At 46.7% G+C, this 25,399-nt stretch carries 30 protein-coding genes; 10 read left to right on the top strand and 20 right to left on the bottom strand.

Going from position 1 to position 25,399, the window contains the following annotated elements; all coding sequences use genetic code 11:
• Window positions 1-90 precede the first annotated feature (90 nt).
• Window positions 91-1,827: a DUF255 domain-containing protein gene (locus VJ249_12260; protein HKZ95333.1), complete on the top strand. Its 1,737-nt coding sequence runs from the start codon at window positions 91-93 to the stop codon at window positions 1,825-1,827.
• Window positions 1,828-1,832: 5 nt separating this feature from the next.
• Here VJ249_12260 and nucS read toward each other — a convergent pair whose 3' ends face one another.
• The gene (gene nucS / locus VJ249_12255; protein HKZ95332.1) at window positions 1,833-2,618 is read right to left on the bottom strand and encodes an endonuclease NucS; all 786 of its coding nucleotides are present in this window, start codon (window positions 2,616-2,618) and stop codon (window positions 1,833-1,835) included.
• A gap of 286 nt (window positions 2,619-2,904) precedes the next feature.
• Here nucS and albA point away from each other — a divergent pair, with 286 nt between their 5' ends.
• Complete coding sequence (gene albA / locus VJ249_12250) at window positions 2,905-3,189, top strand: DNA-binding protein Alba (protein HKZ95331.1); 285 nt, start codon at window positions 2,905-2,907, stop codon at window positions 3,187-3,189.
• A 73-nt stretch (window positions 3,190-3,262) separates the two neighbouring features.
• On the opposite strand, the gene VJ249_12245 is transcribed toward albA, so the two are convergent.
• From VJ249_12245 to VJ249_12225, 5 genes are all read right to left on the bottom strand, one after another.
• Complete coding sequence (locus VJ249_12245; GenBank protein ID HKZ95330.1) at window positions 3,263-3,814, bottom strand: hypothetical protein; 552 nt, start codon at window positions 3,812-3,814, stop codon at window positions 3,263-3,265.
• On the bottom strand, window positions 3,768-4,106 hold the full coding sequence (locus VJ249_12240; GenBank protein ID HKZ95329.1) for a UPF0175 family protein: 339 nt from the start codon (window positions 4,104-4,106) through the stop codon (window positions 3,768-3,770). Before VJ249_12240 ends, VJ249_12245 begins: the two co-directional genes overlap by 47 nt.
• A gap of 95 nt (window positions 4,107-4,201) precedes the next feature.
• Complete coding sequence (locus tag VJ249_12235) at window positions 4,202-4,453, bottom strand: hypothetical protein (GenBank protein HKZ95328.1); 252 nt, start codon at window positions 4,451-4,453, stop codon at window positions 4,202-4,204.
• Window positions 4,454-4,784: 331 nt separating this feature from the next.
• Window positions 4,785-5,123: a PIN domain-containing protein gene (locus VJ249_12230; GenBank protein HKZ95327.1), complete on the bottom strand. Its 339-nt coding sequence runs from the start codon at window positions 5,121-5,123 to the stop codon at window positions 4,785-4,787.
• Entirely contained in the window at window positions 5,110-5,985 is an 876-nt protein-coding gene (locus VJ249_12225; GenBank protein HKZ95326.1) for an alpha/beta fold hydrolase, read from the bottom strand. Before VJ249_12225 ends, VJ249_12230 begins: the two co-directional genes overlap by 14 nt.
• Before the next feature lie 342 nt (window positions 5,986-6,327).
• Between VJ249_12225 and VJ249_12220 the strand changes: the two genes are divergently transcribed.
• Complete coding sequence (locus VJ249_12220) at window positions 6,328-8,067, top strand: long-chain fatty acid--CoA ligase (protein ID HKZ95325.1); 1,740 nt, start codon at window positions 6,328-6,330, stop codon at window positions 8,065-8,067.
• A gap of 18 nt (window positions 8,068-8,085) precedes the next feature.
• On the opposite strand, the gene VJ249_12215 is transcribed toward VJ249_12220, so the two are convergent.
• Window positions 8,086-9,030 carry a transcription initiation factor IIB gene (locus VJ249_12215; protein HKZ95324.1) on the bottom strand — a complete coding sequence of 315 codons (945 nt, stop codon included), beginning with the start codon at window positions 9,028-9,030 and terminating at the stop codon, window positions 8,086-8,088.
• Window positions 9,027-9,287 carry a Gar1/Naf1 family protein gene (locus tag VJ249_12210; protein ID HKZ95323.1) on the bottom strand — a complete coding sequence of 87 codons (261 nt, stop codon included), beginning with the start codon at window positions 9,285-9,287 and terminating at the stop codon, window positions 9,027-9,029. Before VJ249_12210 ends, VJ249_12215 begins: the two co-directional genes overlap by 4 nt.
• 134 nt (window positions 9,288-9,421) lie before the next feature.
• On the opposite strand from VJ249_12210, the gene VJ249_12205 reads away from it, so the two are divergent.
• Together VJ249_12205 and VJ249_12200 are read left to right on the top strand one after the other, a co-directional pair.
• The gene (locus VJ249_12205; protein ID HKZ95322.1) at window positions 9,422-9,625 is read left to right on the top strand and encodes a hypothetical protein; all 204 of its coding nucleotides are present in this window, start codon (window positions 9,422-9,424) and stop codon (window positions 9,623-9,625) included.
• 26 nt (window positions 9,626-9,651) lie between these two features.
• Window positions 9,652-10,131: a DNA alkylation repair protein gene (locus VJ249_12200; protein ID HKZ95321.1), complete on the top strand. Its 480-nt coding sequence runs from the start codon at window positions 9,652-9,654 to the stop codon at window positions 10,129-10,131.
• A 14-nt stretch (window positions 10,132-10,145) separates the two neighbouring features.
• Here VJ249_12200 and VJ249_12195 read toward each other — a convergent pair whose 3' ends face one another.
• From VJ249_12195 to VJ249_12175, 5 genes are all read right to left on the bottom strand, one after another.
• A complete protein-coding gene (locus tag VJ249_12195) occupies window positions 10,146-10,538 on the bottom strand; it encodes a 30S ribosomal protein S8e (GenBank protein ID HKZ95320.1) in 393 nt (130 codons plus the stop codon).
• A gap of 168 nt (window positions 10,539-10,706) precedes the next feature.
• Window positions 10,707-11,012 (bottom strand): hypothetical protein, encoded by a 306-nt coding sequence (locus VJ249_12190; GenBank protein ID HKZ95319.1) that lies wholly within the window; start codon window positions 11,010-11,012, stop codon window positions 10,707-10,709.
• A 387-nt stretch (window positions 11,013-11,399) separates the two neighbouring features.
• On the bottom strand, window positions 11,400-12,665 hold the full coding sequence (locus tag VJ249_12185) for an ABC transporter permease (protein ID HKZ95318.1): 1,266 nt from the start codon (window positions 12,663-12,665) through the stop codon (window positions 11,400-11,402).
• Window positions 12,662-13,597 (bottom strand): ABC transporter ATP-binding protein, encoded by a 936-nt coding sequence (locus tag VJ249_12180; protein ID HKZ95317.1) that lies wholly within the window; start codon window positions 13,595-13,597, stop codon window positions 12,662-12,664. The genes VJ249_12185 and VJ249_12180 overlap by 4 nt, the downstream gene beginning before the upstream one ends.
• 326 nt (window positions 13,598-13,923) lie before the next feature.
• Window positions 13,924-14,661, bottom strand: coding sequence for a methyltransferase domain-containing protein (locus VJ249_12175; GenBank protein ID HKZ95316.1), 738 nt, complete (start codon window positions 14,659-14,661; stop codon window positions 13,924-13,926).
• A 328-nt stretch (window positions 14,662-14,989) separates the two neighbouring features.
• Here VJ249_12175 and VJ249_12170 point away from each other — a divergent pair, with 328 nt between their 5' ends.
• Window positions 14,990-15,724 carry a 50S ribosomal protein L2 gene (locus VJ249_12170; GenBank protein ID HKZ95315.1) on the top strand — a complete coding sequence of 245 codons (735 nt, stop codon included), beginning with the start codon at window positions 14,990-14,992 and terminating at the stop codon, window positions 15,722-15,724.
• 31 nt (window positions 15,725-15,755) lie between these two features.
• On the opposite strand, the gene VJ249_12165 is transcribed toward VJ249_12170, so the two are convergent.
• The 6 genes from VJ249_12165 to VJ249_12140 form a co-directional block, all read right to left on the bottom strand.
• Window positions 15,756-16,925 carry a transglutaminase domain-containing protein gene (locus VJ249_12165; protein ID HKZ95314.1) on the bottom strand — a complete coding sequence of 390 codons (1,170 nt, stop codon included), beginning with the start codon at window positions 16,923-16,925 and terminating at the stop codon, window positions 15,756-15,758.
• A gap of 98 nt (window positions 16,926-17,023) precedes the next feature.
• Window positions 17,024-18,463: a bifunctional 5,6,7,8-tetrahydromethanopterin hydro-lyase/3-hexulose-6-phosphate synthase gene (locus tag VJ249_12160; protein ID HKZ95313.1), complete on the bottom strand. Its 1,440-nt coding sequence runs from the start codon at window positions 18,461-18,463 to the stop codon at window positions 17,024-17,026.
• A gap of 119 nt (window positions 18,464-18,582) precedes the next feature.
• Window positions 18,583-19,119, bottom strand: a complete 537-nt coding sequence (locus VJ249_12155; GenBank protein HKZ95312.1) for a macro domain-containing protein — start codon at window positions 19,117-19,119, stop codon at window positions 18,583-18,585.
• Between the two features lie 419 nt (window positions 19,120-19,538).
• Window positions 19,539-19,730 (bottom strand): hypothetical protein, encoded by a 192-nt coding sequence (locus VJ249_12150; GenBank protein HKZ95311.1) that lies wholly within the window; start codon window positions 19,728-19,730, stop codon window positions 19,539-19,541.
• A gap of 1,210 nt (window positions 19,731-20,940) precedes the next feature.
• Window positions 20,941-21,168 (bottom strand): hypothetical protein, encoded by a 228-nt coding sequence (locus VJ249_12145; GenBank protein ID HKZ95310.1) that lies wholly within the window; start codon window positions 21,166-21,168, stop codon window positions 20,941-20,943.
• Between the two features lie 91 nt (window positions 21,169-21,259).
• Window positions 21,260-21,514 (bottom strand): hypothetical protein, encoded by a 255-nt coding sequence (locus VJ249_12140; protein ID HKZ95309.1) that lies wholly within the window; start codon window positions 21,512-21,514, stop codon window positions 21,260-21,262.
• A gap of 88 nt (window positions 21,515-21,602) precedes the next feature.
• On the opposite strand from VJ249_12140, the gene VJ249_12135 reads away from it, so the two are divergent.
• Window positions 21,603-21,740 (top strand): hypothetical protein, encoded by a 138-nt coding sequence (locus VJ249_12135; GenBank protein HKZ95308.1) that lies wholly within the window; start codon window positions 21,603-21,605, stop codon window positions 21,738-21,740.
• A gap of 317 nt (window positions 21,741-22,057) precedes the next feature.
• Here VJ249_12135 and VJ249_12130 read toward each other — a convergent pair whose 3' ends face one another.
• Window positions 22,058-22,357 (bottom strand): hypothetical protein, encoded by a 300-nt coding sequence (locus VJ249_12130; GenBank protein HKZ95307.1) that lies wholly within the window; start codon window positions 22,355-22,357, stop codon window positions 22,058-22,060.
• A gap of 324 nt (window positions 22,358-22,681) precedes the next feature.
• Here VJ249_12130 and VJ249_12125 point away from each other — a divergent pair, with 324 nt between their 5' ends.
• From VJ249_12125 to VJ249_12115, 3 genes are all read left to right on the top strand, one after another.
• Window positions 22,682-23,911: a cysteine desulfurase gene (locus VJ249_12125; protein ID HKZ95306.1), complete on the top strand. Its 1,230-nt coding sequence runs from the start codon at window positions 22,682-22,684 to the stop codon at window positions 23,909-23,911.
• A gap of 73 nt (window positions 23,912-23,984) precedes the next feature.
• Entirely contained in the window at window positions 23,985-24,614 is a 630-nt protein-coding gene (locus VJ249_12120) for a uracil-DNA glycosylase (GenBank protein HKZ95305.1), read from the top strand.
• 176 nt (window positions 24,615-24,790) lie between these two features.
• The gene (locus VJ249_12115; GenBank protein ID HKZ95304.1) at window positions 24,791-25,342 is read left to right on the top strand and encodes a hypothetical protein; all 552 of its coding nucleotides are present in this window, start codon (window positions 24,791-24,793) and stop codon (window positions 25,340-25,342) included.
• The last annotated feature ends 57 nt before the right edge of the window (window positions 25,343-25,399 follow it).

The raw sequence follows: 25,399 nt of genomic DNA, 5'->3' as shown, positions 1-25,399 counted from the left end.
TCTGAAGCTTTTGTTGAATAAACTCCTTTTAGTGACCGCAACATCCAGATAAAGAGCAACTGAATCTGTAGTTGATGTGAGGAACTGCCCGTGAGCGAAACTAAGGTTCACTGGCTTCCATGGAGCAAGGAAGCTTTTGAGAGAGCAAAGACACTGGACAAGCCTATTCTTCTAGACATAAGCGCGGTTTGGTGCCATTGGTGTCATGTTATGGATCAGACAACGTACTCTGACCCTGAAGTCGCCAAACTTGTCGAGGAACAAACCGTGCCCATAAGAGTGGACAATGACCAGCGACCAGACATTAACAAGCGCTACAATATGGGCGGCTGGCCCACTACAGCCTTCTTGACACCAGACGGCGCAGTCATTACTGGCGGCACGTACATACCGCCGCAGCAGATGAAGCAGCTCCTCCAAAGCATAAGTCAATACTACAAAGAAAGCAAACAGAAAATCAAAGTCGAGCTAAAACAAACAGAAATGCAGGAGTTGATGTCTCAACCTTCAACCCTTGTTCTGGATCAGGAGTTCTATCAATCTGTCATCGACAATGTCCTTTTGGAAGTTACCTCAAACTTTGATCGAGTTTACGGAGGTTTCGGCGCCTCACCAAAGTTTCCCCACACTGACGCCTTAGCATTCGCGCTTCTGGAGCACTTGATTCAGGGACATCGGGGCTTGTTGAACGTGGTTACCAAAACGTTGCAGAAGATGAGTGCAGGCGGCGTCTACGATCAAGTGGAGGGAGGCTTCTTCCGCTACTCAACCACAATGGACTGGAGCATACCGCACTACGAAAAAATGTGTGAAGACAACGCCAAACTGCTCATCAACTACCTAGAGACCTATCAAGTCACTGGAAACGTAGGCTTCAGGCACACAGCACAGGACATAATAAACTACGTTGAAACTTGCTTGGCCGACCGCGAGCACGGGGGATTCTACGGTAGCCAAGACGCCGACGAAGAATACTACCAAATGAGCTTGACTGAACGCAGGAAAAGAACACCTCCCAAAGTGGACAAAACCCTGTACACAAACTGGAACGCCCTCATGGCGTCAGCTTACTTGCAAGCCTCAGTAACGCTTGAAAACATTGCCTATCAGAACTCAGCCCTTCAAACAATCGACCTCTTGCTTCACAAAGGGTTCAGCACAAAGAAAGGAATGTACCATTACTATTCCGCTGGTCAAGGACATGTTCTAGGCTTGCTCACGGACCAAGCGCAGACGCTAAAGTGCCTTGTAGACGCCTACCAGACTACAGCAAACAAAGAATACTTAAAACACGCAGAAGGCATCGCCCAGTTCATGTTGACTAACTTATCGAACAAGGCTGGCGGGTTCTACGATAGACCCGAGACAGCTGAAACCCTCGGAACCCTACAGCAGCCAGTCATATCGCTTGATGAAAACTGCCTAGCCGTCGACGCCTTTCTGCGACTCGGCTACCTAACAGGCAGCGAGAAGTACCTTGAAGCAGCAAAGAAAACACTGAATTTTTTCTCTTCAACAATCCAAAGTTACGGTATCATGGCTGCAGGCTATGGTTTAGCCGTTGAGCTCTTTCTTCGCCCCTTGCAGATCCACATCGTTGGCTCAAAAGGTGACTCCTTAACGAAGCAACTTCAACGTGAAAGCCTTAAAGCGTACAACCCCTTGAAAACCATCGAAGTCATCGACCCAATCATCGACACAACGAGGCTAGCAAGTTTCAAATATCCAACTGCCGAAACTCCCCGCGCCTACGTCTGCTATCAAGGAACTTGCACCCTATCGGAGAACGCACGGGAGCTGGCTGTGGCAATTACACCAAAGCGCTAAACAAGCTACGTGAGGAATTCCTGTAGCCGTCTGTTTTCAGGTTTAGTCAAGATTTGGGCACATTTCTTTGGGTCTAAAGCCTTGAACTCCAAGCCTAGTGTTGTGAGCAGGCGTTGTACGCCTTTGCCAAGACTGGGCGCAGCTAGCACGCCTCTGACCTGTTTGTTCACGGTGTTTTTCACTGCGCCCACGTACTTGGCTAGTTGAAGTGCTGCTTCTTTGCCCGCGGTTTTTCGTTTGATTTCGATGACTACGAGTTTTCCTATTTTGTCTTCGCAGTAGACGTCTACGAATCCGGGTTGGATCTTCTTCTCGTAGGCGATGGGCTTCAATCCTTCTTCGATGAGTGATGGCGTGAGTAAAACGGCTTCCTGCATGTCTTCTTCGCTGGCGTGGAGTGTGAAGTTGCCGGTGTCGCTTAGGCTCAGCGTTGCAAGGAGGTAGATGCTGTCGAAGGAGATCTTAACGGATTCTGTGGGTTGCCGTCTAACCGCGCTAACGTGCATGTTGTTTCCTACGGCGTTTACGTGGAAGAGGCAGCCGGGGGGTTGCCAGTTGACGGGTTCGTATCCGACTGGTCTGTGGACTAGGACGGAGCCGTCTTGTTTGAGGATTATGAGGCGTTCGCCAAGTGTGAGTTGGGAGCTGGCGCGTCCGCGGTAATCAACTGTGCAGTTGCCTATGATGAGGACGCCTTGATGTTTGGAGAATGCTTGCTTAATGAGTGAGACGCTTTCGTGCACGGTGGGGTTGATTAATGCTTTCAAGGGTTGGCGATGAGAAGTTGACACGTTTTGGTCCCGACGTTTTTACAGTGTGTGGATGCAAGATAAGGCTTCTCAACAGGAAGGCTTCAACTGACTCGTGGGCTTGTTTTGGGCGGTTTTATTGTTGGTTTGCGCTTGTTTTGGCGGGGGACAGCGGAAACAGGAAGATTGTTGTTAACGAGTGATTCTCAGAGTAACAGTTATTACAAGGCGTTGGGCATTAGGCTGATTGCAAAGGAGCCTAGAAGAACGCCTTTGACACAAAAATTGCAAGGAGTGATACAAGGAAATGTCAGAGCCACGTGAAAGCATGCGTGAAAGCAACGCCGTTTTGATCGGGCGAAAGCCTGCAATGAACTACGTTCTAGCATGCATAACCCTCTTCCATGGCAATGCACCAGAAATAAAAGTTAAAGCTAGAGGAATGGCAATAAGCCGAGCGGTTGACGTCGTCGAAATATGCAGACGCAGATTCTTGCCTGAAGTCAAGGTGAAGAGCATAGATATTGGCACGCAGCAGTTGCCACCACGACTAGGCGAAGAGGGCCGCGGACCATCAAACGTGAGCACGATTGAAATCACGTTGACGAGGTAATCGCGGAAAAGCCGATGAAGGAAGCGGATGCTGCAGGCAAGGGATGCTCCGCGCCCATCCTTCTTTCTTTTCGTCAACTCTGTGTTGGTGGGATTTTTTGGATTTCTTTTCTTGTGGTTTTGTATAGGTTGGCGCTTATGTACATGATTTCTGTGAGTTTGTCGAGCGTTTCTAATGCTTCTTGTTGAGTTAGGATGTTGTTTCTCGCTGCTTGAATTAGGATGCCTAGTGTGCCTCGGATTGTGATGCCTAGTGTTCTTGCGAAGATTCTGGCTGGTTCGTCGTCTAGGAGGGCTGTTAGGTTGTTTTCGTAGGCGTATTGTATAACGCTTGTTTCTGCTTTAGTTAGGCCTGCTGTTTTTGCTGCTTTTTGAAAATCTGGTTTGAGTTTTACATGTGTGATTTTTATCCAGCCTTGGTGTATGGCTTTTTCGATTTGGAGGGCGTCTGTGTGTCCTTTTTCTTTTCCTTTGTCTACTGTTTCGGTTTTGACTTCTTCTGGGATGAGTAGTGTGTGGTATAGGGCTTGTAGGATGTGTAATGCGTTGGTTTTGGCGAGGTGTATGAGTGGGCCTGCGTTACTGATGGCGTTTGCTTGTTGCTGTTGTGCCTGTGATTTCTTCAATTTCTCGTCTCAGTTCTTGTTCTGAAAGCGGGAATGGTATGTTGTGGGTTTTTAGGAGTTCTAGCATTTCTCTGTATGTTACTCCAGCTGTCTCGGCTGCTTTCCACACTGTGATTTTTTTGGTTTGGACCCTGTGTAATGCGTCTTCGATTTTCTCGTTTTGGATGGCTGTGGCGAGGAGTTCGCGTATGACAGTGGATTTGTCTGTTCCTTTTTTTGAGGCGAGGCGTTTGATTTCTTCTGCTTGAGATTTCTGGATGCGTGCAGAAACTGTTGTCAATTCTTCTTTCATTTTTGGATAGCCCTTCTATTTACAGTTTAATAAATTGCATACATATAAGCATTGTTTTTGAAACGGTGGGGACCGGAAAGAAGGTAGGTTTTGGTTTATCTGAGTTTGATGCTTGTTTCCATTAGTTTTTTGAGTTTTGGGTTGTCTGGGAAGATCATGATGGCTCTGCCTGCGGTTAGCATTGCGTTGTAGGCAACGGCTAAGGCCCAGTCGAATTTTTGGTTTGTGATGAGTGTTTGGGCTGTGTCTATGTCTCTTCGTGCGCGTTTGATGGAGTTGACTGCTAGGTTGTGGTTTGGCTTTATTCGCATTATGGTTCTATTTCTTAACAGTTCTTCTAAACTCATGTTCGTCACCGATGAGCATGATGAATGGTTTAGTTGCGATGTCGGTTATTAGGTGATGCTGGTTTTTGGTTCTTGTTGTGAGTTCGTTTTGGTTCCAGAGTATGTAGTTGATTTCTCTGCCTGTTTCTTTTTCCGATTGGGCTATAATGTTGAGAACGTCTTCTTCGTTTGGGTTTCCGATGATGAGTAGGTCGATGTCGCTTTTTTCTGATTCTTCTCCGCTTGCGAATGAGCCGTAGATTAGGGCGTATTTTATGTTTTTCAGTTTTGAGAGTGTGGTTTTTAGTGTGTCGCTGAGGCAGTTTTTGAGTGGCAGATGGTGGTTTGTTGTTTAGAGTTGTGTTGGGTCAGAGATGCGTTTGATTTTTTTGAATTCGGGTATGTTTTGGGCTGCGTCGAAGTCTGTGTCGAAGGTTAAGATTTTTTGGATTTTGTGGTCGCGCATGAGGATGAGGGTTGTCCAGTCAGTTAGTGTGGGTATGATGTTTGGGTGTTTTCGCATGTAGGATTTTGCTGTGGCGAATTGGTTTTCGTCTATTTTGTGGATTTCGATTTTTTCGCTTTCTTGTATGAGTGTGTCGAGTTGTTGGATGAGGGTTGCGTTTCTGGTTCTTGCCCAGGCTACTGTTAGGCATTCGTTTAGTATGTAGTCTAAATCAGAGGATAACATCCAAGTCAGACGTTCCTAACTGTCTTGACAGCCATAACAAAGTACTGTCAATCGCTTCCTTCTCTCTACCCTGAAACACATGGTTGACTATTGCTTCTTCCATCCGCTTTGGATCTTGATTAACCGATTCAATAACAACCATCTCTTTAGGTCCCTTGGCAGCTTCGTAATTCCACTTTGCCTCCTCCAGACCAGCAAGCGTATCCTTGCTGCCATTAACGATCAATACGGGCAGATGCTCCAACCGCTTCAAGACTTCAGCTTCTTTAAGCTTCATGAGCCTGCGTCTAACGTCTCTTGGTCTCAGGTTGAAACCCCAAACCCGCAAACTAAGTAACCTATACACAGGAAAAACAGCATCAACATACGAAGCCAACAAAAACAGATACCAGCTCAACCTTCCTCTACTCCGAATGATGAATCTTCTAATATTGTACGCGTGATCATGAGGCACAGCCCACAAGGCTGTACCCTTAACACGCTTATCCCGCTCAGCCACATACAACGCTACAGCCCCACCCAAACTATGACCCACAACACAGACGCCACCCTCCATCCTAGCCTCAGGTCTCGCCAACAAAAACTCCACAGCTGCCTCAAGATCCCTTTGCTCACTCCACCCATAACCAAACTCACCACCGCTCTGACCGCAACCACGAAAATCAAACACCAAAGCCAAGAAACCACCCTGCTGGCAAGCTGCTTCAGCCATATCCCGAAACAAACCAACACCACGAAAACCCCGACGATCAAAACCATGACACACAACCAAACAAGGAGCAGGCACCGTATCTGGAACAAACAACACGCCACTAAGCCTAACCCCATCACTAGACTCGAAACTCAGAGCCTCAGCATTCAACCCTGAAACATCCCTTCAAACACCTGTAACCAAACCTGCCAAAACCATAAACCCAACACAATATATCGCTTCCGCACAACCCACAAACATCCAAGAAGTTACTATTACTTGTTCTAAGCGGAAATTAATAACATCTGAACAGAAACCCGCCACAAACAGTCTAGGCTTGCGTGTTCAACTACAACTGTCCAAGCCACAAGCCAGCAGCCACAACATGTAGAAGAAGGTATAAGGGGCTTATCTCCTTCTTCTTTTGAAATTTGTTTTTCCGCAGCCGCCCAACATCCCAATACAAATCTAATATAGCCCTAACACACATCATACAAAACGGGTTATTCCAAATTGACCGAAACCCACATCGAACCCAAACCATGGCACAAAAACTGGCCCCAAAACGTACCCAAAACCATCCAGTACCCATTAACCCCATTACACGAACTCCTAGAAATGTCAGCCGAAAAACACCCAACACATCCAGCCATACACTACATGGGAAAAACACTCACCTATCAGGAACTGAACGAAAGCGTAGACCACTTCGCCGCAGCCCTAGCTAAACTAGGCGTCAAACAGGGCGACCGCGTAGCCATATACCTCCCCAACATACCACAATTCATCATAAGCTTCTACGCAGCCTCAAAAATAGGCGCCATCAACACAGCAGTCAGCCCCTTATACCGAGAACGCGAACTAGAATACCAGATAAACGACTCAGGCGCAGAAACCCTCATCTACCTCGACCTACTCCACCCCATAGTCGACAAAATCCGCGCCAAAACCAAACTCAAAAACCTCATCACAGCCACCATAGGCGAATACTTGCCCAGCGCTAAGCGCATCCTAGGCGGATTACTAGGCAAAGTACCCAAACACAAAATCCCACAAGACGCCGGAGTCCACCAATTCAAACCACTACTCGAATCCGTCTTACCCGACCCACCAGATGTTCAAATAGACCCCAAAGAGGACCTCGTAGCTCTTCAATACACAGGCGGCACGACAGGCACACCAAAAGGCGCCATGCTAACGCATTACAACCTCGTCACAAACGCAGTAGCCTGCGCCTACTGGCTCCACGGCACAAACGCCCCAAACATGGAAACCAAAGACGTCTTCCTCACAGCCATACCCTTATTCCACATATACGGCATGACCACAGCCATGAACGCACCAATATACCTAGCCGGAACCATGGTCCTCCTACCCAAACCCGAACCCGTAGACATACTCAAAGCCATACAAAACCAAAAAGTCACAGTGTACTGCGGAGTACCCACCTTATACAGCATGCTCATAGAACACCCAGACATACGCAGATACAACCTCAAAACCATAAAATTCTGCATAAGCGGCTCCGCACCACTACCACCAGAAATCCAAAAAATATTCATGGACCTCACAGGAGGCGTACTAGTCGAAGGCTACGGACTAACCGAAAGCTCACCCGTCACACACTGCAACCCACTAGACCAGACACTCAAAACCGTAAAAATAGGCACCATAGGACTACCCTGGCCAGACACAGACGCAAAAATCGTAGACACACAAACAGGCACAAAAGAGCTATCCACAGGCGAGGACGGCGAACTAATCATAACAGGACCACAAATAATGAAAGGCTACTGGAACCTACCCCAAGAAACCAAAGACATTCTACGCCAAGGCTGGCTCTACACAGGCGACATAGCCCACATGGACCCAGACGGCTACTTCCACATCACAGACCGCAAAAAAGACCTCATCAAATACAAAGGCTACAGCGTCTACCCACGCGAAATCGAAGACATCCTCTACGAGCATCCAGCCATCAAACTATGCGCCGTAATCGGCAAACCAGACAAAACAGCAGGCGAAATCCCCAAAGCCTACATCGTCCTAAAGGAAGGAAACACAACAGCCACTGAAGAGGAAATCAAAAAATTCGTCAACGCCAAAGTCGCACCCTACAAAGCCATCAGACAAATCGAATTCAGAACCCAGCTACCAATGACTCCAGTAGGCAAAGTCCTAAGACGATCACTGAGACAGGAAGAGAAAGAGAAAAAAGAAAAACCAAGCAAAAAACCAAAAAAAGCTAGCTGAACCACACAAAAAAGGCGACTACAGGGTTATTTCAAACAGTAGCCTCTCAACAAGCTCTTTATACCGATTCCTAATCGTAACCTCAGTCACCTGAGCAATCTCAGCAATCTCCCTCTGCGTCTTCCGTTCACCAGTCAAAACCGAAGCAATGTAACTCGCCGCCGCAGCGATGCCCGTGGGTCCCCTACCCGACGTCAACTTCAAGTCACGAGCCGTCAACAGAATCTTCTGAGCTATCTCCTCAACCTTACCCTGCATAGTCAACTGATTCGAAAACTTAGTAATATACTGACTAGGCTTCAACGGCGGAATAAAATAGTCCAACTCCTTGATAAGAAAACGATAACTACGCCCCACCTCCTTCTTGTTAATGCTCGAAGCCTGCGCAATCTCCTCAAGCGTACGCGCCAATCCACACTGACGACAAGCCACATAAATCGCAGCCGACGTCACACCCTGAATAGACCTGCCACGAATCAAATGCTCCTTAACCGCTTTCCGATAAACAACCGACGCCGTCTCCAAAATATTCTTGGGCAAATTCAAACTATTCGCAATCTTCGTGATCTCAGACAACGCAAAAGCCAAATTCCGCTCAGTAGCGTCGGAAACTCTAATCCGCCGCTGCCACTTCCGCAGCCGATAAATCTGAGCCTTCTGACCAGGCGACAAACGTTTCCCATAAATGTCCCGGTCATGCCAATCAATCATGGTTGACAAGCCTTTATCATGAATAGTATAAGTTAACGGTGCACCAGCCCGAGCCCTCTTAGCCCTCTGCTCATCATCAAAAGCCCGCCATTCAGGTCCGCGATCAGCCAGCTTAGAAGCGACAACGTATCCACAGTTCATACACACTATCTCAGCCGCATCCGGGTCCCGCATGAGCCTCTGGCTCCCGCATTCTGGACACTGCTGAACTCTCTGAGCTGTAGTTGGTATGCCTTCAGCGTCTAAACTCATCTTCTCCTTCTCCTCTTTTCCATCCTTTGCTTAGAGGGAGCAGCATACAAGACACGTTGAACGTAACCGCTGGGCTCATCAACGCTGGGTCGCACCCCAACATAAGGATTCGCCACAGGACCAAAAACGTCAAAAATCATGCCGACAGCCTTGAGGTTTTCGTCCATGGCTTGATCGCCGATTCGAGGGGCATTATCGGTCTTGAGAATCATGTTGCCATTAGAGCTTATATGACGCACATAGCCGATTCTCTGCAAGCCGGAGCTATCCCCTCTCCTAGTAAAACGTGCCAGAATTCCCAAACGGAGCGCATTATTTAAACCTTTCTAAAAAAGAATGAAAAAAAGAGAAGCAACAGCCATAATTAGTAGCATACGGAGAAACTCCGAAAATGAAGCAGGATGCGCGGTTCTCTGAAGTCGTCAGGAAATTGGAGTCACTGTCTGACAAGAGAATAATAGAGGGTATGAAACAGGTCGGCATTAAGACTCCCAAAGCCATTGGCGTATCCGCGCCTAATCTAAGACGAATCGCAAAGGAAACCGGCAAAGACCCATGTTCTCGCTCAGACATTGTGGGCGTCAGGTATTCATGAAGCCAGAATCATCGCTTGCATGACCGATGATCCAGAAATGGTCAGTAAAAAGCAGTTGGAGCAATGGGTCAGAGACTTACTCGCGGGGCATCTGCGACGGATGCTGCGGCACTCTTTTCAGCAAGACCAAGTTTGCCTATCGAAAAGCAGTTGAATGGAGCAGCAGGCCAGAGGAATACGTCAAGAGGGCAGGCTTCGTCATAATGGCCACATTATTAGTTCATGACAAGAAAGCTAGGGACGAAGCATTCCTGAAGTTTCTACCTGTAATAAGGCGGGAATCTGCTGACGAGAGAAACTACGTTAAGAAGGCAATCAACTGGACTCTTAGACAAATAGGCAAACGCAACAGCAACCTGAATAAAGCTGCAATCGAAACTGCCCGCGACATACACAAGATCGACTCAAAAGCTGCGAAATGGATTGCTTCAGATGCACTTCGCGAACTCACTGGCGACGCTGTTCAAAAAAGACTTCGCTTTCGCAAGATCCGAGAAACTAGCTGATGATTATTCCGACTTCATTCTTCCTTGGGCACCAGAATAGCGTTCACTGATCCGTCTTGTCCTGGTCTTGAAGTGACGCGTGCTGGTCCAAGTTGGGTCTCGATGATTGTGCCTTTGGTGATGACGCCTCTGCGGTTGTAGTCAACGTTGGCAGGGTTGCGTATGACGCGTTGAATCTCCACTTTCTGTGTCTTTCCCGATGATGGATCTGAGACGTTGACTTGATTGGCGCTTGGCAACCTTATTTTGGTGTTGCCTCCGTGTCTGCGAACTGTTTTTTGCTTGGGTTCGCCTAACGTGGTTTCAGTTGGAAACGCGCCCTTCTCGTAGCGACGTTTCGTTCTGTATGCCTTTTTTCTTCCGCCTGAAGGTTTCTTCTTGTGCAAGTCTCCGTGCCAAACTGACAATGCTGGTTTTCTCCGTTCTTGTGGCGTCTATGAATGAATATTGTGGTATATTAAACTTCTTTTGTCCCATGACTGTTTAGGCGAAGCTGGTGATGCGAAAACTAGCCGCATAGCTATGTATTAGTGCTGAATGATGTCAAAAGCTTAGGCTGACGATTTCGTGGGGATCTAGGTTCTGTTGGATTGTAGTCGGCTGTAGTAGTTTAATATGTCGTCTCTTGATATGATTTTTCCGCAGCCGTAACATCGGCGTTCTTCGTCTTCGTTTATGACCAGCTTGTTCTCAAAGACTGGGTGGAAGTTGGCTGTGCCACATTCGCATGCGATTCTTAAAAACTGCACTTGTGTGCATGCGTGTTTGCGTTTGCTTTTTTCTACGCCTTCTTCATATCCTTTTTCGTATCCTCGTTTGTAGCCTTCGTTGTAGCCGTCTTTGTAGGCTATGCGTCGGGTTTCGTCTGTTTCGTTTTCCATGTGGGGTGTGGTCTCCTTTCTCTCTGACTATATCCTTTGACACACGGTGTATTAGGCGTTATTGAAATAACTTCTATATTTTTCTTCGAGACGTATTCCCAATCGAGATACGTTTACAAATGTAAAGAGGTGGGCAGAGGAGGGTTAGTATGAGTGCTGAAAAATTTTTTTGCGGTAGAAGCCTTGCTTTTCTGTTTGTGTTTTAGGCTTTGTTTTTGGTTCTGGTTGTGTTTGCTGCCCTGTTTTCGCTGGTTTGGTGCACTTTTCTATGTTGTTTAGCGTGTAGTTTCATGTTGTCAAGCGTGAAGTTGCAATGTTGCTGGAAGTCGTTCTGGATGTTGGTTTGAAAATGACTTGATTGGCTTACATGCCAGACGACAAGTCTAGTTATTTCTCTTTCCATCGAGTTACAAGTGAACCTACAGCTATGAAGACAACCGCGAGAATGGCAACTATAGCCATGTTTGTGTACACTCCTTCCACGTATTTGTAGATCATGGCGTATCTGAGGCCTTCAGAGAAGTAGGTTAATGGAAGTGCCTTTGAGATGGTCTGGATGTAGCTTGGCATTATCTCGAGTGGGAAGTAAGTTCCGGATAAGAACATCATGGGGAATGCTATGGCGTTGCCTATGGCTGAGGCGGCTTCTACGTCTTTCACTAGACCTGACAGCGTCATGCCAATGCCCGCGAACATTATTGACCCAAGGAAAATAAGGAGTATCGAAAGCGCGTCAGGTATGACTCGAACGTTGAAGATTAACCATCCGACCGCAATCATGACAACTGTTAGCATAAGGTTTAGAAGAGTTTGGCTTAGAACGTTTCCCATTATCCAATCCATTTTGGTGAGCGGCGTTATCGACAGTCGCTTTATGATTCCTCTTCTCTTGAACTCTGTCGTATTCGATGTCAAGGCAATTATGCCGTTGGTCATTATGAAAGCTGCCGTGATGCCTGGAACGTAGTAGTCCACATTTGAGAATCGTGTAGCTGTCACAGACGCTTCCTCGAATTGAATCACGTTTTCCGCGCCTATCAGCTCGTAATTGAAAGCGTTGGCTACACTGACTATAATGTTCTTTATCACTGCCGCTGATTGATCGGAAGAGTCAACCATGACGGTTAGAGACGTTTTCGTGTCCGGCAAACTCTGGTTGAATTGTTGCAGCTGGACTAATCCCTGCTGGAAAGCTATCTTCTGAGTGTCGCTCATGTTTGGTGCTAGGTACTGATATGAGATGTTGAGTGTGCCGTAAGTTATTCCAACTCTGACTTTGAATGTACCATTCAACAAGTCTTCTTGAAATCCTTCTGAGATTACGAGGATACGGATATTCCCGCCTAAAGGTCCAAGCGCATTCCGCGTATAAGTTGAAGCATTTGCATCAGTGGGCACTTCTCTTATGTTGAAAGTCTCGGTGCTGTTCAAGGCATCAATAAAGTCTTCCGAGAAACTGCTAGGTTCTCCGGTAGATGCGCTTATGTCAAGATTTTGGACGAAAAGCGTGGATCTTGAAGACCCGCCGATGCCTGAAAAGACTGCCCCGAATACTAGCAGCAGTAGCACTGGGAATAGTATGCTGAAGAATAGTCCTGATCGGCTTCTCATCCAATTCCTAGTAACAGCTTTGAAAATAGTTAGGGTCCTCATCCTTTCAGTTCACCTTCTTCTGTTATTCGTCCACCAACTACCTTGAGAAACACATCTTCAATGGTTGGCGTCTGAATTTCGATATCTCTGCCAATTTTCATCTCAGTCAATGTAGCCATAACCTGCCACAATTCGTTCACGTCATCTATCTTAACTAGGACATCTCCACCATGGTTCAAAGTGGTCTGACCGTATTTTTTCTGCAACACACCTGCTAACTGCTCGTCTCCTTTCCGTATAACAAGGACTTTCGACCCACCGTACTGCGATACCAACTCTTGAGGAGAACCAATCGCGACTATTTTCCCCTTGTTTATGATGGCTACTCTGTCAGCCAGCACCTGCGCTTCCTCCATATAATGAGTCGTTAAGAACACAGTTTTGTTCAGCTTCCTGAGATTCTCAATCACAGTCCAAACTTCCCTCCGTGCTTTGGGGTCAAGACCCGTTGTAGGCTCATCCAAGAACACAAGTTGTGGATCGCTAACCAAGGCGGCTGCAACGCCGACCCTTTGCTTCAAACCGCCCGAGAGATTCTCAAATCTCTCCCTAGTCTTGTCTTCCAAGTCAAGGAGCTTGATAACCTCGGCGACATCAAGATGCTTCTCATACATATCCCCAATGAGTTCTATGTTTTCTTTGACAGTGAGCTTATCTAAAGCGCTGAACTCCTGTGGTAAGACTCCTATTCTTCTCTTGATCTCTTTAACATCGTCCCTCTTAGTCACGTCATATCCGAAAACTTTAGCAGTTCCGTTTGTAAGGGGTTTTATACATTCAAGAATCTCAACAGTGGTCGTTTTCCCGGCTCCGTTAGGACCCAGAAATGCAAAGACCTCCCCCTCGTACACTTCGAAAGAAATGCCGTCGACAGCCCTCAATTTTTCATACTGCTTGACAAGAGAATCAACTTGCACGACAGCCTTGCTCATTCCGTTTCACCATGAAGATTGAAGAAAATTCAGTTGCGTCTGATTTAAGGATTATGAGAAACATTAAACGCTGCTGATGCGACTGTGCAGCAACAATCAATGTATCAAGAAAATCACAGCTTCTGGAGGAAGATCATTTCGCCAAAGCAGGAGTTTCCAAACATGGGTTGTGTCGCAACAGCCGTTGATCCCGAAGGAAACCAGTTTGCTTTGATGCAGCCTTCGCAAGTTGAGGCGCAGACGTTTTGCAGAAGCGTTTGGGATTTGAAAGGGAAAAATCAGGGGCGACTGTCTGAAACCTCTAAAGACCATTTAACTCGATCTGACTATGTCTTTTTCTTTGTGCCGATCAATAGTGCGTAACCTATGCCGCCCTTGTTGACAAAGTCGACTATTTCACAGGCTGATTTGTCCTTTCTCTGTCTTAGTTCTTGGGTGATTGTGCTGGGGTTCATCATTTTCTTGGCATCTTTAGTGAAGTCTACAGTCTTGATGTTGGCTAGTCCAGCCTTTTTCATCATTTCCACATATTCGCTTATGCTGACGGCTCCGCCGACACATTCGCAGTATAATCCTTTGTCTTCTCGCATGGCTTGGGGCATGGGCGCCCACGTTACAACATCGTGCATGATAACGCGTCCACCGGGCTTCAAAACGCGCACTTTCTCATTCAATGTCTTCTGTTTGTCTTGAATCAGGCAGACAACGCATTCACTGATGATGGCGTCAAACGAGTTGTCGGGGAACGGCAACTTCACAGCGTTCCCTAGGCGAAACTCTGTGACGTTTTCTAATCCTCTCTTCTTGGCTTTTTCTTGTGCTAGTTCTATGCCTTCCTCTGAAAAGTCTATGCCCACGGCCTTTCCTGTCGTGCCAACTTTCTCGGCAATTGCCAGCACGGTTTCGCCACTTCCAGACCCGATGTCAAGCACTTGCATTCCTTCGCGAGGTTTCAGTTCTTCAAGAAGTACTTCATGTGCTGAGTGTAAGCTTGCCAGGCTCTTGGGTTGAGAGGACTTCGTTGCTTTGAGGCTTGCCCACCTCTTTCCATACGACTCTTTCACGGTTTCCTCCATGCTTGTACTAGAACTTGGCTCCCCGCATGTGGGCTCGCAACAGCTTTCCTGTGAACTGGTTTCGCAACAGCTTTCATCTTCGTCTTCATTCATGATTTATCCCCCCAAATAGACTACTACCAGACAGTAGTAGTAAAGTATTTAAGCATTCTCTCCCACCAGCTTACCAGAAAAGGTGAGCCCGCCCATTGGTCGACATTACAGAAACAGCCCTTAAGGGTCAGTTCCTTCTTCTTCCACACAGTTTTCCCACTTGCCCGGAAAATAGTAATCTTATATAGTGGCTTGCATAGGTTAATCGAAGGCGAGATCATCCATGGGCAAACGCATTCGTGTCCAACGCCGCGGACGAGGCGGATCTACATTCAGAGCTGCCACACACAAGAGAGTAGCCCCCGCTCAGTATCCACCGTTGTCAAAAGCAGAGATTGAAAACTTGGTTCAAGGCCGAATCCAACAAATAGTCCATGAACCCGGAAGAGGCAGCCCACTAGCGCTCATAGAACTTGAAAACGACAAAGACTTCTACACAGTTGTACCTGAAGGCGTCTTTCAAGGTCAAACCATACAAATGGGCAGCAAAGCATCGGTTGATGTCGGTAACATCCTCACATTAGGCGACATACCTCCAGGCACCATGGTATGCAGCATTGAACTTCAACCCGGGGACGGAGGAAAAGTCTGCCGCTCAAGCGGAGCCTACGCCACAGTGGTGGCACATACACCTTTGGGCACCATGATCAAGTTTCCCAGCGGAAAAACCACATACTTGAACAACTTGTCCCGAGCCATGGTTGGCTTAGTTTCCGGGTCAGGAAGAGTTGATAAACCGTTCCTTAAAGCAGGCCCACGTTATCATTTGATGCACGCCAAAGGACACAAATATCAGCGTCCAAGAGGCGTAGCCATGATAGCGGCGGTTCACCCATACGGCAGTAGCCACAGAGGCGCACGCAAAGTCACAACGGTCAGCAGGCATGCGCCGCCAGGTCAAAAAGTTGGATTGATCGCTGCACGTAGGGCTGGACGAGGAAGAAAAAGAAGAGAATAGGCAGCAGAAACTCGCTTTCACTACATTGCTTTCAGAGAGGCTTTTGCTGTTCTAGTCGTTTTCTTCGGCGACGCATAAAGAGTATAGTGACGAGTGAAACCACTATGGTTACTGCAGCAATGAGAATAATTGTCACAGTAGGGTTAAACCCTCTGAGTCTTCCGTTCTGCGATAATTCCGTCATCCCCTCTTCGTAGTACAGCAGAAATCCGTTTTCGACGATGAAGTTCTTCGCTTCGAGTGAGTCAGCGACATAGTCAACCTTCGAAATGTTCATGTACTGAACCGTGTTCTGTTCAGTAACCGCGCCGTAACGGACAGCGTTTAAAGGATCATCAAATCCTTGAGGAACAAAGGTCAGATCGACAGGCAGCCAACCCCAAGGCGGAACGTAGACCTCTGCCCATCCATGCCAACCCATCTTTCTCTGAACGATTTTCACGCGATTGTTCCAAAAACTTTGATTCAATTCCACATTTTGCGGCACGTAGACAGCGCCGATCTGAAGGTAGGAAGGAATCCCAAGAATGCGGAGCAGAGTTATGAGGAGAACGGCTTGATCGTCACAGTCTCCGACACCGACGTTTAAAGTCTGATTGGCGTATAACGGGATTTCATGAGTGCCGTAATCAATGTTCAGTTTAATCCAGCCGATAGTATCCTTCACGATTGTCAAAACGTTGGTCTCGTTTCCAGCAATCTCATAAGCCAGGTTTATCAGCGCAGGATCATTTGTTAACCATGGTCCTTCAGCGCCTGTGTACGACTGCACCATGTGTTCTGGTATTCCACCAAGTGTGCCCGATTCACTCTCAGAAATGTTGGCGATCAATCGTGGCTTTGCCACAACCTGATACTCAGCAGCGATAGTCATATTTTCGCCCGGATGTAACCGCGACCTTGGCAGTTCCAAGACGCCAACTTTGTTTCCATCTTCATCAGTTTGAACAGATATCACCGTGTGAGTAGCATTTCTCAGCTCGACGTTCTGCCAAGAATTGTTCATGAACAAACCAATCATCCTGTCGTCCTCGGTGAAATTCCATATAGTGTCCGAATCAGATGGGTTAATGTAGGTAACGCGCGATTTTACGGAATAGATCTTGTCTTCAGCATCGCCTTCAGCCACGATCACTCTTTGAGTTAACGACAATGACGACAACAGCAGGAAAGCAAAAAGAATGGTCGTTAGGCTCTTCATTAGTAGCTTTTCCTCTACCGGAGCATGATCACTAAATTGCCATGGTTAGAGAGCACTATATAGATTTCGATTCGTTGCCAAACGAAAAATGGAGAGTGCTATTCCACATGCACTCTGTAGAGGTCGATGTCTTCGCGCATCTCGGGAGTGACTTGAAGGAAGTCTCTGACAGCCCTCTTAACGTCCTTGGACTGTGTGATGTAACGCCCTGCGATAACTATGTCTGCTCCTTTCTCCAAAGCCTCCTTAGCGGTCTCCGGGATTATTCCACCAGCGATTGCAATTAGTAGTCGCTCGTGAGGAAAGGCTTGTCGCAACTCCTTGATCATTTCCATACGGTGGTGAACCCCAGCCTTCTCAACGTCAATGGGGCGATGCAGGATCACAACGTCTGGCAGCTGTTTCAGAGAACGCAGTTTCTGAACAGGATCTGCAACTCCCATCATGTCGACAAAAGCGTAGATTCCAAGCCTCTTTGCTTCATAGATGAAGCCATCTAGTATCTCGGGCGCCGCAAGTCCAGCCGCAACCGCAGCGTCTGCTGTCTCCTCAAAAGCTAAGTCCACCTCAACTTTGCCCACGTCAAGTGTCTTCAAGTCAGCCACAATAAACACGTCTTGGGCGTTCTCACGTAGTTCTCGGACAGCTTTGGCGCCGTACTTCTTCAAAAGTGGTGTGCCCACTTCTAGAATGACACGGTCGCTCTCCGGAACCTGCAGCACAACCTCTTTGGCGCGTTCAATGTTCGGGTTGTCCAACGCGATCTGCAGGTACGGCGGTCTCCACAAGCGAGGCACTTTGAAACCCATAATCGGATGCTTAGCCCTGTCTTTGTCGTAGAATATCTTGTCAAGCGAGGGATAGCTAACTAAAGCTCTCTGCAAAGCCAGTTTGGTCGCGCCGTAATTGTACTGATAAATCTGGCGGTAGTCCTTAGCTTCTGGATGAACAAACACGCTGCAAACGATTACCCAATCGTCCGCTTTCTCCCTTGGAATTATGTTCTCTTCAACGGAGTCCGCTACCGCCTTCGCGACAGCTGCCTGCGCTGGACCAAAAATTTTTCCAGCTTGCTCCAAATTCTTGACAGTCACCTTTGGCACCAAAAGCGTGTGAGGCTTAGGTGGAAGATTGGGCCGTATGACAGCCAACAGCGGTGTGTGTCCAACGGATAGATTCGACATGCCTTGTGCAAAGGCTTCTCCGACCGGGCCGTTCTTATCTCCGATTAGAAGGTCAACGTGTGCAACCTCATTGCCTTCGCCTACAAGGGCTTCGCCGATCAAGTACGTGAATTTCTCTTTTTGCTTCTCAAAGGCGGGTGGCTCAGCTTCACGCTTCAGTGCATCTTCGAATTCCACGCCGAATTCCCGCATCCACTCGTAAAGAGTGTCTCTGTGAATGTGCATTATCTTAGCGGTTCCTGCAATTGTCGGCTTTCTGGTCTTCTTGCTTTCCATTTCTTTGTTCATGCCCGCCGTCAACTGTCGGACAAAATCCCCTCTTGAGGTAGGTTTTCTGCCGCTAGATTCCGACATTCTTCTCACGCAGAACTGTTTATGCTGTTCCAATATTAAAGCTTGTCGGAGTCTGGCTGTCGAACATGTGTTTTCCGACACTGAGCTTTCAACTGTCGGATTCGCGCGTTACGTTCGGGTCAATGGAGCTTGAGGGTCGCCTTTTGGAAGGCGTTGGCAAGATCTGGGTTGTAGCCAACGAGAATTACTTGTTTGATTGTTGTCCCAGCTTCGATGTGGTTCTTTATCTCTTTTATCATGGCGTCTGCTGCGTCTTGAAGGTTAAGTCCGCCGACGCCTGTGCCAAGTCCTGGAAAAGCTAGGCTGTTTATGCGCAGTTGTATGGCACAATCTAGCGCGCCTCTGGTTGCTGCTTTGACTTCTTCTAAACTCGCTGCCATGGCTGGTCGTGTCATTGTGGGCGCGTGTATGATGTATTTTGCTTTGAGTTTTCCAGCCGTTGTGGCTACCGCTTTGCCGATTGGCACTGGTGCTTTTCTTAGGGCTTGTTTTTGTATTTGGTCTCCGCCTGCTCTGAGTATGAAACCGGCTACTCCTCCGCCCATTATAAGTTGGCTGTTGGCTGGGTTGACTATTGCGTCGACTTCGAGTTTTGTTATGTCGCCTGCCATAACTGTGATCTTTGTGTCTCTGTAAATGTGGTCCGTGACGCTCATGATTAGTGTCGCCTTTCTTGAGTTGATACTAAGGTCCATAGGCTTCTGATAAGATTTTGCGGGAGAGCATGTGGTTATTGGATTTGGTTGGATGGGTTCAGCTAGGGCAGAGGGTTAGTATGAGTGCTGAAAAATTTTTTTGTGGTGAAAGTTAGGCTTTTCTGGTTGCTCTGTGGGGTCTGTCTTAAGTTCCGAATGGTGTTTCGGGCTCTGTTTTCGCTGTTTTAGCGTGACGTTCTATGTTGCTAAGCGTGACGTTTAATGTTGGTTAGCGTGACGTTTGTGTATGTTGCAGGGCTCTGGCGGGAAGACGAATTTCAAAAGAAAAACGGAGCAACATAGAAGTAACATTGTTTAACGTCTTATAGACGTGAAGCGAATACGAAGCCTTCGCAATGGCTCTAATTTGGTTGCTCATTTTACCCCTCTTCGTCTGGTTCGCCTAGTAAGCCTAATGTCTCTTCGTCTTCTTGTTCTAGTTGTTCGTCTAAGTCTTCGTCTATGCTTGTGCTCTCTGGCTCTGTCTCTGCTTTAGGCTCTGTGACTAGACCGATAGCGTTTAGGCTCTCTCTAGAAGGCTCTTCTTTTTCTCTGCTTTCGGTGCTATCCACTCAAAAGGCTTAGAATCTTGCACGAACTTAGGAAACCCGATTAGAGTATCTAGCGCAGTGTAGAGAAAAACGCCTCTAGGCAGATTAAGAACATCTTGTGCATGTTTGCTATGCCTTAGCAGTCTGCGAATCTTAAGTTCGTAATCGTCTAGGCTAACACTACCGATTAGAAGGCGTGTTCTACCTCTAATCTTAGTGTTTAGGTCTTGCAGTCTCTGAGAGCATAGCACGAAGTGAAGTTCTAGGTTACGAGCCACTGAGAAGATTTTTCCAAGTCTGTTAAAGACGTTTTTTGATATGGTGCTACTGTCGAAGACGTTCTGAGACTCTTCGATTATGAAAACTATTCGCTCCTTTTTGCTGTAGTTCTTGTACTTCCGAAGGTATGCCTTACGATAGAAATAGTTAACGACTGAGTAGATAAAGAACGCTTGCCTTTCAATGTCTGATATTTCGCTCGTAAACACTATTCTTTATTGCTCTCTAAGGCTAGGCGAATCTCAGAGCCTCTTCGTACTGCGTAGTCTCGTTCGTGCACTAGGAAATAGTTATTATCGTTAACGCAGTGGTTAGTCTCTAGCACGTCTGAATCGTGCACTCTGAAGTATGGTACAGCGTTAAACTCTAAGGCGAACTTAGGAAAATCTTCGAAGACTATTACACGAGTGTCTTCTAAGGTGCTCAGTGAGAATCATTAGAGCGTTAGTTTTTCCTATGCCTTTATTCGCAATTAAGAGAAGGTCTCCGTACGTTAGCAAATCGTCTGTGAGAATTTTTAGTTCGTTATTTTGTTGCTTCTCGCTCATTGCTCTGCTTGTGGTTGAATGGCTTGATCTATCCATTTGATTTCCCTCATTGAACCAATAGGTTCTATAAATGCCGTTTCTAATAAAGCTATTTTAAGCTCTGTTCAACAAGAAGACGCTCAAAACGAGCCTCTTTTTCTTAAGGTTCTGTATCGCACATAGGCGAGTGTTTTGAGCCTAAAATTTCGGAAGGCTTTTCAACGGATAAGAGGGTCAGCGTCTGAGTGGTTCAATGAGGGTTTCAGAATGGATTAGATTCTAAAACTCTCGCTCAGACGCTAACCGTATATGACATTAGAGCCTAGAGCGTCTTTAAAGCGTTATGCACCATGTGTTCAGCAGTGAAACAAGAAAATTCCAGGCTCTGAAAAAAGTCGAAGTTTCTAAAGTGGTAGGAGAGTATGTTACTCCATTTCCTCTCGTTTCTCTATCCCTGTTTTTCTTCCATACAATATGTTATGCAGAATATAATGGCAATTTGCACATAGAACATACGTTTTCCCTTTTTCAAGCCATTCTATCTCTTTATTTTTGGTAGGTTTGACGATAAATCTTTGATGGTGATTCATCAACGCAATAGGGTTTATATTGTATCCACAAAACTCACATTGTTTCTTTTCTTCTTCAGTCATGTCTTTACCCTTCACGATTCTTAATTAGCTATCTTGGTTCGGCTATAAGACTGCCGCAGTCAAGTTTCTGAAGCGACGGAATAACAAGGCTCTATCTGTTGATTCCTTTTTTCGGTTTCTTGTCTGTTTTTCTCCAATAATAACTCCGCATCTCTTCATCATAAATGTCCAAAATTATTTTTTCTTTCAGAATGTATTCCCATACGTGTCCACATTCAAGACAGAAATATACATCAATGTCTTTCTCTTCGCTCGCCAACAGTGGTTTCACTGTAGCATGGCAATTGATACAAGTGCGATAATCTGCCACAAGTTTGTCTTCATTACTTCTCTTTGTGATTCTCATATTACCTCTTCTCAGTTCTAAATTAGTTCTTCTAGTTCTGCTATAAGTTTTCCGCATTGCCACCAACACATAAGTTTGGTCCGAGTCTATGCTGGCTTGGAAACGCCAAATGGATGTTGAAGGGCATGACGAAAGCGATTACGCACGCAACATGTACATAACGTCTGCTAGGTACGGCTTAGGTGTAGTAAACGCTAACGCTATTCGCCTACTCAATAACTGTTAGGCATAAAGGCGAATACGTTCTACACTCTCTTTTTCTCTATTCCAACACAAACTGTTAACCTAACTTCTCTCTTCTACCATGAGTTAATGCAATACCTAATGTTGCTTAGCGCCCGCTATGACACGAAAAGCCAGAAATACGTGATAGCTGAACATATACATTGGGTTGAAACCATGGGCAAGTGCTGGGGTTGTGGAGCAGAAGACGTTCCTTTGGACCTAGTACGCTCTCAAGATGGATGGTATTGTGGGGTATGCAGGGCTAGGATTAAAGCAGAGCATGCCAAGCAGGAATACTATGAAGAGCAGAAACGAAAATTAGAAGAACGCTAAGCAGTAGGTCCTAGCCGTGTTAATATCGTAAGCGTCTCTCTCTGGTTGTTTTGTTGCTAGCCACTTGTGGAATTCCTCTATAAGTTGCTCGTATCTCTGTGCTCTCTGTTTTGCGCTAACTAGGTCTTCGTTAGGTCTAGGTGTTACGTCTTCTTTTCGCTCTGCTAGAATCGTCTCCATGTCTTTCTTATACCACTCACAAAAAAGCGTTAAGCCACGTCTGTAATTTCGCATAGTCGAAATCCCAACAGAACTAAGGAATTTCTCCACTATTTCACCGCTCATTCTTCTCTCACTCTCCTTTTTAGTTCTGTTGTTACTTCAATGTTGTTCCGTTCTACAAAAGAAGAAGGCGCCATACCCCTTATGCCTTCTTTTTACCATGTTGTGGGCGCGTTGCATGGCTGAGGGCAATGTGGTCGTCGTCGTCAGTCTGTTCCTAGTGACATCCTCATCTAGAACGTTGGCGAGCTGCGGACTGAAAATTCGGAAGAAAGAGAGCATCGCTTATGGTCTTCTTTGTTTGCATAAAACATAACTATGCATGCTGTTACCATTATTGTTGCTATGTGTCCATCATCAACTGGGATTGCAAAGCGTTCCAAGGCTGTGCCTAAGGCTGAGCTCCTTGATGTGCAAGGGGTTAGGAAGGATTTTCCAATTCTGAAATCTGGCGTAATCTATCTGGACAGCACAGCAAGCAGTCTTACTCCTGAACCTGTTTTGGCAAAAATCCTTGAGTTTTACCGTGAGTATCGGGCAAATGTGGAGCGTGGCGTTCACCGTTTATCAGTGAAGGCTAGTGAGGAGTGTGAGCAAGCGAGGAAGAAAGTTGCTGATTTCATCAACGCTAAGTCCACTTCAGAAATTATCTGGACTCGCAACACTACTGAAGGCATTAACCTAGTTGCCAGCGGGTTGAAGTGGAAGAAAGGCGACAAAATTGTGACGACAGTGTTGGAGCATCATTCCAACTTTATTGTGTGGCTTCGTGTCAGAGACAGAAGCGGCGTAACAATCGAGTTAGTGACGCCTCGCAAGCCTGTTGTGAAAGGCATTTTGGATCTGGCTGACTTTGAGAAACTGGTTAATGACAACACGAAACTGGTTGCGGTTGCACACGTGTCGAATGTGTTGGGCGTGGTTCTTCCAATCAGAGAGATCGCGGAGATTGCCCATGAACATGGCGCTTACGTGCTGGTTGATGCAGCACAGTCTGTGCCTCACATGAAGGTTGATGTGCAGAAGCTGGATGTCGATTTCCTAGCGTTTAGTGGACATAAAATGTGTGGACCAACAGGCTCTGGCGCTATTTACATGAAACAAGAGTTGACTGAGAAAGTGGAGCCGCTGATCATTGGTGGCGGCTCAATAAGGGAAGTCGGCACTGATTACTATAAGCTTGATGCGAGTCCCAGACGTTTTGAAGGTGGCACGATCGACATAGCTGCTGTGATTGGTTTAGGCGCTGCAGTCGATTACCTGTCTAAGATAGGGGTGGACAAGATTGAGGCGCATGAAAAGCTGCTTGTCCGCTGCATGTACGACGGTCTGACAGCGTTGCGCAATGTTGAGGTCTACGGTCCTGAGCCTGATAAGCGAGTGGGGATCGTACCATTCAATGTGGGCGACTTGAACCCTCACGATGTGGCTCTGGCACTGGACGTTTCTGCAAATATTATGGTTCGCTCAGGGCACCACTGTGCGCAGCCTTTGACCAAAACTGTGTTATGCAGGCAGGGCACAGCACGAGCTTCATGCTACTTGTATAACACTCTAAATGAAATTGAAGTGTTTGTGTCTGCTGTGAAAGAAATCGCAGACACAATGACGAAGTAATTGCGCAGTCCTTACGCGGGCGACTGCGCGCGTGCTGACGACGCGAAATTCCTCGCAAGTTGTAAATTCTCACATGCTACAAGAACTGAGAAACGTGGTTCACTTGTCTAAGGCTGAGCTGATGGAGAAGATTGCCGGCGAGGTTAGAGTCTGTGTCAAGTGTCCTCTTTGGAAAGGGCGCAAGAAGGCGGTTGCTGGCGAGGGCAATATTGACGCCGCGGTTGTTTTTGTGGGTGAGGCGCCGGGGCATTGGGAAGATGTTAAGGGTTTGCCTTTTGTGGGCGCTGCTGGCAGAGTTCTTGACGGGCTTCTGAAGGGTATAAGTCTTCCACGTGAACGCGTTTTCATCACTAATGTTGTGAAATGCAGGCCGCCTGAAAATCGTGATCCAAGACAGCTAGAGATCGCCACGTGTACTTCGTTGTACCTTGATCGTCAGATTTGCCTGATTGAGCCCAGAGTCATTGTTACCTTGGGCAGGCACTCCACAACCTATGTTCTTTCCAAAGCAGGGTTTAAGGAAACTGACGGCATTTCCAAATTCCGCGGCAAAATCTACAAGGTGAAGTTTCTCAATGTGCCTCTGGTTATTGTGCCAATGTATCATCCTGCGTCTGTTTTGCATAATCCTAGATACAGGGATGAGCTGAAGAAGGATTTTCAGTTGCTTAAGAAGGAGCTTAGGAAGCGTCGCCTTGTCTGATCGTTTGTGCCTCCGATACCCCAGGGAAAATCGCGTCATCTGTTTTCAGATTTGATTTTTCTTCATCGGCAATAACAACGCTTCTGCTCGAATTAATAAGAGTTTGTCTGAAATACGCAAGCCATATAAAGTATGCTCTGATATATTCGGATATGTAAGGGCAGTTGTTGGGAAACATGGCGAAGGAATCAAAGGAGCCTGTTAAGCGCACCACGATAATTTTGGAGGATGACGAACGCAAGTATATAGATACTTTGATCCGAGAGGGCAGAGAGCCCGGCATCAAGCCCTTGATTTCAAAAATGCTCGACATATACCGCAGTATGAGCGTTTATGACTGGCGTTTTCCAGGCGAGTACTATGTGGGCGTCAGCCGCGTTGCCTTTGTTAATGTTGAATTCATCAACACGCTGCTGCAATACGTTCCTGAGAACAAATGGCGCGAGGTAGGACATAAGATGGGTGAAGCCGCACGCGTATCGATGGAAGCCACGCTTGACCTTGAAACCACGTCTAGGGAAAAATGGGACGACGTTCTCAAACGTCTGCGTGTTCAAGGCTTCGGCGACTTCTATCCAAGAGACAAGTACTTTATCGTTAAGGCTCCATTCATAAGCAATGCCGAAGTGTTATGCGGCTTCCTTGAGAAACTTCTGGGCGTCAAGCTTGAAGTCAGAACGCCCGCGGCGCCATTTGTTTTTGCGGTCTTAGAGGAGACTAAAAGCTAACATAAAATAAAAACGCGAAAAACTGTTTTCTTGCAGTAGATATGATTCAGATTTGAG

Source organism: Candidatus Bathyarchaeia archaeon (assembly GCA_035283685.1).
Taxonomy (GTDB): domain Archaea; phylum Thermoproteota; class Bathyarchaeia; order Bathyarchaeales; family Bathyarchaeaceae; genus DATETJ01.
This window is presented reverse-complemented; position numbering and strand designations above follow the sequence as displayed.

Excerpts from the sequence above, each read along its gene's own strand:
- albA (HKZ95331.1), top strand. The coding sequence starts at position 2,905 with ATGCGTGAAAGCAACGCCGTTTTGATCGGGCGAAAGCCTGCAATGAAC.
- VJ249_12240 (HKZ95329.1), bottom strand. The coding sequence starts at position 4,106 with ATGAAAGAAGAATTGACAACAGTTTCTGCACGCATCCAGAAATCTCAA.
- VJ249_12235 (HKZ95328.1), bottom strand. The coding sequence starts at position 4,453 with ATGAGTTTAGAAGAACTGTTAAGAAATAGAACCATAATGCGAATAAAG.
- VJ249_12230 (HKZ95327.1), bottom strand. The coding sequence starts at position 5,123 with ATGTTATCCTCTGATTTAGACTACATACTAAACGAATGCCTAACAGTA.
- VJ249_12215 (HKZ95324.1), bottom strand. The coding sequence starts at position 9,030 with ATGAGTTTAGACGCTGAAGGCATACCAACTACAGCTCAGAGAGTTCAG.
- VJ249_12205 (HKZ95322.1), top strand. The coding sequence starts at position 9,422 with ATGAAGCAGGATGCGCGGTTCTCTGAAGTCGTCAGGAAATTGGAGTCA.
- VJ249_12200 (HKZ95321.1), top strand. The coding sequence starts at position 9,652 with ATGATCCAGAAATGGTCAGTAAAAAGCAGTTGGAGCAATGGGTCAGAG.
- VJ249_12190 (HKZ95319.1), bottom strand. The coding sequence starts at position 11,012 with ATGGAAAACGAAACAGACGAAACCCGACGCATAGCCTACAAAGACGGC.
- VJ249_12185 (HKZ95318.1), bottom strand. The coding sequence starts at position 12,665 with ATGAGGACCCTAACTATTTTCAAAGCTGTTACTAGGAATTGGATGAGA.
- VJ249_12180 (HKZ95317.1), bottom strand. The coding sequence starts at position 13,597 with ATGAGCAAGGCTGTCGTGCAAGTTGATTCTCTTGTCAAGCAGTATGAA.
- VJ249_12170 (HKZ95315.1), top strand. The coding sequence starts at position 14,990 with ATGGGCAAACGCATTCGTGTCCAACGCCGCGGACGAGGCGGATCTACA.
- VJ249_12165 (HKZ95314.1), bottom strand. The coding sequence starts at position 16,925 with ATGAAGAGCCTAACGACCATTCTTTTTGCTTTCCTGCTGTTGTCGTCA.
- VJ249_12160 (HKZ95313.1), bottom strand. The coding sequence starts at position 18,463 with ATGTCGGAATCTAGCGGCAGAAAACCTACCTCAAGAGGGGATTTTGTC.
- VJ249_12155 (HKZ95312.1), bottom strand. The coding sequence starts at position 19,119 with ATGAGCGTCACGGACCACATTTACAGAGACACAAAGATCACAGTTATG.
- VJ249_12145 (HKZ95310.1), bottom strand. The coding sequence starts at position 21,168 with ATGACTGAAGAAGAAAAGAAACAATGTGAGTTTTGTGGATACAATATA.
- VJ249_12140 (HKZ95309.1), bottom strand. The coding sequence starts at position 21,514 with ATGAGAATCACAAAGAGAAGTAATGAAGACAAACTTGTGGCAGATTAT.
- VJ249_12135 (HKZ95308.1), top strand. The coding sequence starts at position 21,603 with ATGCTGGCTTGGAAACGCCAAATGGATGTTGAAGGGCATGACGAAAGC.
- VJ249_12130 (HKZ95307.1), bottom strand. The coding sequence starts at position 22,357 with ATGAGCGGTGAAATAGTGGAGAAATTCCTTAGTTCTGTTGGGATTTCG.
- VJ249_12120 (HKZ95305.1), top strand. The coding sequence starts at position 23,985 with ATGCTACAAGAACTGAGAAACGTGGTTCACTTGTCTAAGGCTGAGCTG.
- VJ249_12115 (HKZ95304.1), top strand. The coding sequence starts at position 24,791 with ATGGCGAAGGAATCAAAGGAGCCTGTTAAGCGCACCACGATAATTTTG.